This is a genomic window from Chitinimonas sp. BJB300 (assembly GCF_002735695.1).
Taxonomy (GTDB): Bacteria; Pseudomonadota; Gammaproteobacteria; order Burkholderiales; family Chitinimonadaceae; genus Chitinimonas.
In genome coordinates, this window is the sequence record NZ_PDZH01000195.1 from 1 (window position 1) to 5030 (window position 5030).

At 48.6% G+C, this 5030-nt stretch carries 4 protein-coding genes; 2 read left to right on the plus strand and 2 right to left on the minus strand.

The annotated features are described in order from the left end of the window. Nucleotides 1-231: 231 nt before the first annotated feature. Nucleotides 232-564: a hypothetical protein gene (locus tag CSQ89_RS22265; protein WP_139023119.1), complete on the plus strand. Its 333-nt coding sequence runs from the start codon at nucleotides 232-234 to the stop codon at nucleotides 562-564. Nucleotides 565-753: 189 nt separating this feature from the next. Then, nucleotides 754-1806: a ParA family protein gene (locus tag CSQ89_RS19825; protein WP_099407754.1), complete on the plus strand. Its 1053-nt coding sequence runs from the start codon at nucleotides 754-756 to the stop codon at nucleotides 1804-1806. 451 nt (nucleotides 1807-2257) lie between these two features. On the opposite strand, the gene CSQ89_RS19830 is transcribed toward CSQ89_RS19825, so the two are convergent. Both CSQ89_RS19830 and CSQ89_RS19835 read right to left on the minus strand, forming a co-directional pair. Then, nucleotides 2258-2641: a hypothetical protein gene (locus CSQ89_RS19830; protein WP_099407755.1), complete on the minus strand. Its 384-nt coding sequence runs from the start codon at nucleotides 2639-2641 to the stop codon at nucleotides 2258-2260. After that, the gene (locus CSQ89_RS19835; protein ID WP_099407756.1) at nucleotides 2638-4923 is read right to left on the minus strand and encodes an RHS repeat domain-containing protein; all 2286 of its coding nucleotides are present in this window, start codon (nucleotides 4921-4923) and stop codon (nucleotides 2638-2640) included. Before CSQ89_RS19835 ends, CSQ89_RS19830 begins: the two co-directional genes overlap by 4 nt. Nucleotides 4924-5030 lie beyond the last annotated feature (107 nt).

Below are 5030 nucleotides of genomic sequence, written 5' to 3' on the forward strand. Positions count from 1 at the left end.
ACTTGAATGCCTGAGCATCAAGACGCAGAAGAACCCATTCGCACTTTGCCGCAAGTTACTGATCAACGCCTCCCGCGCGGCTTATGATCAGTTACAGCTGCTTCTCGCAGCTACTGCGTAACATCAGCTATTAACTTAAAGCATGCCTTAGCGGATGTTTTCGTTTCGTTGGACTTCAAACCCCAAGTAGAAGCAAATTGACCCCAGTGGTGTACTAAAAGGAGGCTAGTCGTGATCTCGTCATGGCTGATTGCGGCTGCAATGGTCACCATCCCGGAAGAACACACTTCCGCCTGTGTAAGTGTCAACACGGGTGAAGGGTGGCGACCAACCGCCGAAATGGAAATCCAACTTACAAGCGGGCAAGCACTCAATGACCGTATTGGGCACCGCCGCTACCAGCCAGAGAAAAGCTATGCGGTGCTTGATCTCGGTCAGCATGGTCGTCTCGCACTACTCTTAGAAATCCCCGAACTTGGAGCCTGGGAGCATGAAGTGAAAGAAGAAGATCAACCTGTCTGGTGGAGGCTAAGGCGACGAGGAGCATTGGGTTGTACTGATTGAGAGGAAAATCAAATCTCAAGGGCAGTTAACAGCCAGTAGCAGTCATTCAATAATCAACTACAATGGTCGCCATTCTCATGTCAAATGCATACCGAAACGATTTTTTTAACCCATAGGTTTTGCGGTATACATTACGTTATGTTGTCGAATTGGGTCGATTAAACCGCCACCATAAAAAAGGATACAATAATGAAAGAAAATAAAAGTTATGTGATGTGGAACAACAAAGGTGGTGTCGGTAAAAGCACTATCACTTTTCATGTGGCATCAGTTTATGCAGAAAAAAATTTAGATAAAGATGTAATTGTTGTAGATATGTGTCCCCAGGCAAATTCATCATCGATGCTGATGGGGGGAGGGAAATCGAGCGAAACGAAACTTCAGGAATTGATATCGAAAGATGAACCACAAAGCATCGTTGGCTATATCACTGAGGCCACACTCAAGGGAGATGCTGATGTAAATAAATTTATCACTAAATTAAGTGATATAAATAAAAATGTTAGCGATAATTTATACCTTATTTCTGGCGATGGTAATCTTGAGCTCATTGCGCCCCTACTATCTGAACGAGCTGAGGCAACTCCATTATCAGCCGTAGATAATCCATGGATAAAAATCCATTCTATAGTCAGAAATTTAACAAAAAAAAGAATTAACTCGGCAAGGCCTTGTACATACTTTATTGATACAAATCCAAGCTTTGCAATTTATACTCAATTGGCAATAGTCGGTGGTGATAAATTACTTGTCCCAATAAATGCGGATGACTCTTCTATTTTTGCAATTACTGGTTTGTTTAACCTAATTTGGGGCACATCAGTAAGTCACCCTGTTTACGGTAAATACACTTTCGCATCCAAAGCGAAAAGCCATGAACTTGACTTGCCTAAAATTGCGTTTTTGCTCGGCAATAGATTCACGCAAAAAAAAGGTGCTGCGCATGCCTTTAAGGCTCTTTCTAGTGAAGCTATTGAAAGAATGTATGCAGAGTTCAAAAACAATCCTGATAAATTTGAAGCTGTAAAAGTAGCAATAAATAATGTACAGGACTTCGAGAGGGAATATAGTGTCGAACTAAGGGACTTCAATAGCGCTGGAGTGGTCGCAGCAAACCAAGGACTGCCACTTAGTAAAATGGAAAAAAACACCTATGAAGTGTATGGAGAGAAGATACAGGTTGCAAAGGAGCAGCGTGATAAATGCAAAGAAACAATTGAGTCACTGGTATTAAAACTTTAGCCGCCTATTGAAATCCGATAGGGTATCGGTTGATAAGATTGGCGGAGTTGTTTAGATCAGGTTGATGTACCTGCTTGAAGTTTTCGATTTTCGTTGCGTTTGCCGAAAGGGGATCAGGGCTGATTTGACTATGCGGTGACTGTCTCCTTTGGGTTGTCAGCGGGCACTATGGGAGCGGGGAGCAATCGAATAGTCAACCTCTTAATGGGCCCTACGATGCCGGTTATTTTGATCACTGTGCCGATGCCGGCCTACCTGATGGCTGGACCGATTGGGACAAGTGCGCTGTGAGGATGGCTTCGAGTTTTGAAGTTATTGGCTGGATTGCCAGCTCGTGAATGAAAAAAACCGGGTCGGATGATTCCGAGCCGGCTCTTTTTAATGTTACATGTAATAGATGCTTGATATAACGTCAGATATTAATATACCTAACGAAAGTAAGAGTCAACTACTACTGTATCCAGCGCTTTTTGAGTTCTCCTCCGTATTTTCTTTTCTCTGGTTGTTTACTTGCAGCGTAATGACCCAATAAGAATTGTCTAGCATTTACGTCACCAGCATCACCTGCTCGCTCTAGCCAATATAGCCCTTTTTCATCATCTTCGTTAAAGATGCTATAGAAGTCTGCCAGTTTCTTCATTGCACCAACATCTCCATTTTCTGCAAGAAAAGTGACTGATTTCAACTCCTCTGGGCTAAGAGCATAGTCATTACTTGGAGAGGGAGCAGGCGCTTCTACTGAAGCGGCATTATTCGGTTTCTCGCAACCAGACATATTAATCATTAGCAAGGTTGTAGCTAAGAAAATTGTGGCCGGTCTTTCTTTTAAATTCATGGGAATTTCCTCATTGTTCCAGGGTCATTCCGGTTCATAGATTTATCGGGATTCTTCCCATAAACCCAAGTTGGTCCCTTACTCTTTGGAAGTTGGTTGTACCAAACTTGGCGCGTAGGCGCGGTGACACTTGAGAAGTTTTTAGACAGTTTTTCCCCGATTGAGTCATTACCTTGGCCTGATCTGCATGCATATAGGGTTACAGGCATTTCGGGTTTACATCCCGCTGCTTTTAGCGCTTTGGTAAGGTCATCTGCACCTAAATATTTTGATGCTCCTCCTCTGCTATCAACAACAGCATTAGGGTTTGAGTGTGCATATACCAAGCACTCTCCTGGACTATCCTGGTATTCGCTGACTCTTTTGTGAAACACTGGGTCATCATTTGGCCCAAACATATTTACCTTTAGTAGACCATCAGGATCTACGTAAGAAAGTGGATTACCATCCACATAGGCATAAGTATTGACCCCTGCGGCCAAGCCAATCGGGTCAGATTCCAGATACCGGCCATTCTTGCGGTCGTAATTGCGGTAGTAGTTGTAGTGGTGGCCGGTTTCCTTGTCGAAGTACTGACCAGAGAAGCGCAGGTTGAAGGTGTACTTGGCACCAGTGCCTTCCGGGTCTTCCTCTGCATCGGTAGCGCCAAACGGCTCGCCCAACTGCCAGGACCAGATAGCGTGCTTGGTGGCGTCCGTGACCAGTCGTGGCGTGCCAAGGTGATCGGAATGGATGTTACGGATGTCCATGCCGTTGTCGACCAAGGCTACGGGGGTGTCGCCCAGATAAATGTATTCCCGCTTCGTGACACCGAGTTGGTTCGACTCGGCAATCAGCCGGCCGCCTTGGTCGTAATGAAATACCGTGGTGGTGCCTTGGTAAGTCTTGGCTACCCGTTCGCCCAAGCCATTCAGGGTGAACTGTGCGCCCGACGCTTCAACTAGCCGGCCGCGGACATCATAGGTGTAGTTGTTGCCGCCACTGATACGGCTGCCGTTGGCGTCGTATTGGAAAACAGGGTTGGCACCATCCGGTAAGGACGCAGCTTTAAGCCGATTGCTGCCGGCTTCAATATCCTGCTTGAACACCATGTCGTCGCTACGGCGTGAAATGCGGTTGCCGTTGGCGTCGTAGCCATAGCCTTCGCTGGGTTCGAAGGCAAACCCTCTACGTAGGATGCTGCGGCCGTCTTTCCATTCGGTCAGGCGATCGAGATTGTCATAGGCATAGCTGGCACGTTGCCCGATTGGTAAGCCCAGTCGCTGCAACATACGCTCCCACCAACCGCCACTGATGCTTTGGCCAGTGATGCGGCCTGCGGTGTCATGCGTCAACGTGACCGTGCTATCACCCATGCTGTAGCTGGTGATCTGGTTCACATTGTTGTATTCAGTGGTACGAACTTCGCCATTGCCCCAGGTCCAGGACTTTGCCGCACCGAAAGGCCGGTAGGCGAGGTTTTGGATAACGATCTTCTCAGGCTCGGTGCCTTGCTGGGTCGTGATCTTGCTGACTTGGCCCACATCGTTGTAGGAATAAGTAACCACGCGGCCACTCGGGTAGGTCAGCTTGTTGAAGCGCCCTTGGGCGTCATAGCCGTAGCCAGTCGTATAGTCCTTGTTCCAGATCGAGCGCTTTTCGGTGGCGACGCGGCTGAGCGGGCCATAGGTGTAGACGATCTTGCCGCTAGGGTCGGTTGCTTCGGTGACCATGCCCGCACCAGGAACGCCATTGGCCCCATAGGCATAGGTTTGTACCTTGCCATCGGCGAAGGTGACCTTGTTTAGCTGGCCGCCCGGTGTGTACTCATACTGGGTGAGTTGGTTCTTGGCATCGGTATGGGTAAGCACCTGGCCCACACCATTGCGGGTGAATTTGGTGATACCTGTATCGGGGCTGGTAATTTGCAGCACATTGCCCAAGGCATCGTGCTGGTAGCTGGTGACTAGGCCGCGTGGGTCGGTGACGCTGGTGATGTTGTCCAGGCTGTCATAGCCAAAACGGGTCACACCGCGCGCAGGATCGGTCACACTGCTCAGGCGGTTATGCCCGTCATAGGTATAGGTCGTGACCCGGCCAAGGTTGTCGCGGGCTTCGGTACGGTTGCCATTGGGGTCATAGCCGTAGCTGACCCAGCCGCCATCGGGGAGTGATTCCTTTTGCAGGCGACCCAGTTTGTCGTACTCGTAATTTTTGCTGTAAATCGTGGTGGCGGTGGCCGGCGTCAATACGACGCACGCGGCGGCCAGCGCCAGCAGGAGTGGGCGGGAGCGGAATTGCATGGCTTAGCTCGCTTGGGGGAAAGGTTGGGTGTTGGCCAGCAAATCGGCATCAATGCGTTTAATGAGCGCACTGACGTTGCTATTGCCATCGCTGACTTCTTCTAAGG